This is a genomic window from Paraclostridium sp. MRS3W1 (assembly GCF_032465715.1).
GTDB classification, from domain to species: Bacteria; Bacillota; Clostridia; order Peptostreptococcales; family Peptostreptococcaceae; genus Paraclostridium; species Paraclostridium dentum.
Genome location: NZ_JAWDJM010000119.1, coordinates 1 through 3,402, shown reverse-complemented (window position 1 = coordinate 3,402; position 3,402 = coordinate 1). Strand labels below are relative to the sequence as shown.

General features: G+C 27.2%; 4 protein-coding genes. 2 read left to right on the top strand and 2 right to left on the bottom strand.

Annotation, left to right across the window (positions count from 1 at the left end; translation table 11 throughout):
- Positions 1–204 precede the first annotated feature (204 nt).
- Both RWY47_RS09675 and RWY47_RS09670 read right to left on the bottom strand, forming a co-directional pair.
- On the bottom strand, positions 205–1,554 hold the full coding sequence (locus RWY47_RS09675) for an MATE family efflux transporter (protein WP_150843050.1): 1,350 nt from the start codon (positions 1,552–1,554) through the stop codon (positions 205–207).
- 143 nt (positions 1,555–1,697) lie between these two features.
- Positions 1,698–1,904 (bottom strand): DUF378 domain-containing protein, encoded by a 207-nt coding sequence (locus RWY47_RS09670; protein ID WP_021431189.1) that lies wholly within the window; start codon positions 1,902–1,904, stop codon positions 1,698–1,700.
- Positions 1,905–2,057: 153 nt separating this feature from the next.
- On the opposite strand from RWY47_RS09670, the gene RWY47_RS09665 reads away from it, so the two are divergent.
- Complete coding sequence (locus RWY47_RS09665; RefSeq protein WP_150843051.1) at positions 2,058–2,975, top strand: CPBP family intramembrane glutamic endopeptidase; 918 nt, start codon at positions 2,058–2,060, stop codon at positions 2,973–2,975.
- 63 nt (positions 2,976–3,038) lie between these two features.
- On the top strand, positions 3,039–3,377 hold the full coding sequence (locus RWY47_RS09660; RefSeq protein WP_150887255.1) for a DUF1622 domain-containing protein: 339 nt from the start codon (positions 3,039–3,041) through the stop codon (positions 3,375–3,377).
- The last annotated feature ends 25 nt before the right edge of the window (positions 3,378–3,402 follow it).

Below are 3,402 nucleotides of genomic sequence, written 5' to 3'. Positions count from 1 at the left end.
ATAGTTACTTTTCTGTCCTTTTTAAAAGTAAGTAATTCAATTTTATTTCCTACATCAATTTTTTTTAAATTTTCAAATGCATATTTTCTAAAATTTTTTATATCTATCAATTTAATCCTCCATATAATTTTAATTATATAATGGTTTTACCCTTTTTTTGAAAAAATAAAAACTGAACCCTGTAATTAGAGTCCAGTTTTTTATTTATATATTAGATGCATCGCCTAAAATTATATTTTGACTTTGCTCTGATTCATTTATTACTTTCGCAGTATATTTTCTTACATTGGCCATTATATACATAACTATAAATGTTATAGATTCTGAAACTAATACACTTGACCATATTCCATTTAAACCAAATAACTTTGGTAATACAATTAAACAGATAGGTAAAAATATAATTGATCTAAATACACAAATTAAGTTTGAAAATTTAGGTATTTCAATAGCTTGATAATAAACTAATGTATTTAGGTTTATACTTCCTATTATATACGCTAAACATGCTATCTTTATACCATGATACCCAAGTTTTGCTATGTTTGGATCAGTTGTAAATATACCAACAATGCTTCTTCCAAATACATAGCATATCAATGCCGCTGTTATACTAACAACTAATGAACACTTACAATTTATCTCATAGAATTTTAACATTTTTTTAGAATCTCTTCTTCCAAAATTATAACTTATAAGAGGTTGTGCCCCAAATGTTAATCCTAGTAAAACCATATAAATGTTTGTAGTTATATAGTTTATTATACTATATGTCGATATACCTATTTCTCCCATAAAGTTTGACAGTGCTATATTGTGTAAGAATACAATGATTGAAAAACTTGCTTGTCCAAAAAATGATGGGAATCCAATATTTAAAACTTCTTTTATTGTATCTTTATTTAAAGATGTATTTCCAAAGCTTAAATACCCTCTTTTCTTTAAGAAATGTGGAAGAAGTATAGCTACTGTGACTATTTGACCTAACCCCGTAGCTATTGCAGCTCCCTTGATTCCCATGCCTAAAGGAAATATAAACACATAATCTAATATTACATTAGTTATAGCTCCTGCAATAGTTGAAACCATCGCAAGTTTTGGTCTATTATCATTTCTTACAAAACTATTTAACACTATACCAACTAAGTTAGGCGTGCAAAAAATAGCATAATATTTAAGGTACTCAACGGCTAAAGGTTCTAAATTATCCGTTGCTCCTAACATCCTTACAATTGGACCTGTAAATACGATACAAACTATACTTGTTACTATACTTATAATTAATAATAGCTTAAATACTTGTCTAAATATATCAACTGCTTTATCTATATCTTCAGCACCTACATTCTTAGATACTAAAGCACCTCCTCCAACTGCTAGCATACTTGCAATACCAAATAAAACTACAGTAAATGGAAGAACTATATTTACAGCTGCTAATGCAGAGTCTCCGACACCTTGGCCAACAAATATTCCATCGATAACGGTATATAATGACGATATAAACATTGCCAATGATGATGGGACTGCATATCTTAAAAATTCACTAACCATAATTTCCCTCCTATTATTTTTCCTAAAACACATTATAAAGTCTATAGTAGGTATAGAGTCAATATCATTCAACAAATATTTTAATTCTTCTAATAAAATAAAAAATTCACACCTTATAGTGTGAATTTTATTTATTATAAATTCTATCTATTTTTATCATCTTTTAATGTAGCTAAAGTATATAAAGAGTATAATCCAGCTACCCCTACTAATGTAAATATACTTCTACTTATCATTGAATATGTTCCTCCAAATAAGTATCCTACAAGATCAAGTTCAAATAGTCCTATAGAACCCCAGTTTAAAGCTCCTATAATAACTAATACTAATGAGATTTGTTTTAATAACATATTTATGCACTCCTTTAATTTTTTCTTTTAGTTATTATTTCCAGTATTTTTTCAATTATTCTTTTTTTATAATTTTAAAATCACCAATATAAGAAAGCGTTATTCAATAATTTATGATAGTATTATTGTATAGCTATTTAGGAGGTGTTTTTTATGTTTATAAGAAATGAAACTTTAGTAGACAAAGCTAAAACTTCTAAAAAACTACCCAACTTTCTTTGGGCAATAATTTTAGCTTTATTATTTCTAAATATAGGTTCAATTTTAGGGTCTATAGTTATTATTCCCTTAATTTCTTTAATAAGTAGTATTCCTTTATTTTCATCTAACCCTGATTTTTTAATGCTACTAGCATCATTACTAAGCTTTATTGGTATATCTTTACTAGTATTTTTTAGAGTTTCAAAAATAGAAAAAAGAAGTATTAGCTCAATTGGTTTTTCTAAATACAATTGGTTTAAAAAATATTCGATAGGATTTTTAATAGGACTCATTTTAATGAGTTTAGTCGTATTTGTTCTATATTTATTTGGATTTGTATCTTTAGAACAATCTCCTTCTCAGCCTGTAGGTAAATTTGCTTTATTAAACATCTTTATTGTTTTAATAGGTTGGATAATTCAAGGTGGAACAGAGGAAATTTTAACTAGAGGGTGGCTTATGAATATTTTAGGTGCACGCTACAATATAAACATTGGTTTATTTATTTCATCTGTTCTTTTCGGACTGCTTCACCTATTTAACCCAAATGTTAATATAGTAGCCATTTTAAATATAATACTGGTTGGGTATTTATTTGGTCTATATGTCATAAAGACAAACGACCTTTGGGGTGCTTGTGGTATTCATAGTGCTTGGAATTTTGCTCAAGGCAATTTATTTGGATTTGAAGTTAGTGGATTAAATGTTTCTGTTGGAAGCTTATTTGATTTTAACTTAAATGGAAACAGCCTTATATCTGGTGGAGTTTTTGGTCCTGAAGCTGGTCTTGCATCTACCATTATATTAATAATAGGGATAACTTTTATTCTTTTACTTGATAGAAAAGGCTTCTTTAATAAATATTGTTAATAATTATCTTAATCTAACTAATACTATTTATAACTATATTTTCTTCAATTTAGGAGGATTTTTATGCTAGAAGAGTTTATGACTAAGTACATTCCTATTTTAGTAAGCATATTTGAGTTTATGGGCGTTGTAGTTATATCTATAGGAGCATTTACAGCTTTTTATTACTATATTAGAAAAGTTTTATTTAAAATAGATGTTAGCGTAAAACATCAATTTGCTACAGCTATGGCCACAGGTCTTGAATTTAAATTGGCAGCTGAGATTTTAAAAACAGTGTTGGTGAAAAACCTAGATGAACTTGTTATTTTAGGTGCTGTATTTTTACTTAGAGTACTTATGACTTTTGTTATTGAATGGGAAATTAAACAAGATAATAATGAAAATAACATAAAAGCTTAAATAAAAAAAGGAAGTAGTTTAAATA

Bases quoted from the DNA above. Each gene is read 5' to 3' on its own strand.
- RWY47_RS09665 (WP_150843051.1), top strand. From the start codon at position 2,058: ATGTTTATAAGAAATGAAACTTTAGTAGACAAAGCTAAAACTTCTAAA.
- RWY47_RS09670 (WP_021431189.1), bottom strand. From the start codon at position 1,904: ATGTTATTAAAACAAATCTCATTAGTATTAGTTATTATAGGAGCTTTA.
- RWY47_RS09675 (WP_150843050.1), bottom strand. From the start codon at position 1,554: ATGGTTAGTGAATTTTTAAGATATGCAGTCCCATCATCATTGGCAATG.
- RWY47_RS09660 (WP_150887255.1), top strand. From the start codon at position 3,039: ATGCTAGAAGAGTTTATGACTAAGTACATTCCTATTTTAGTAAGCATA.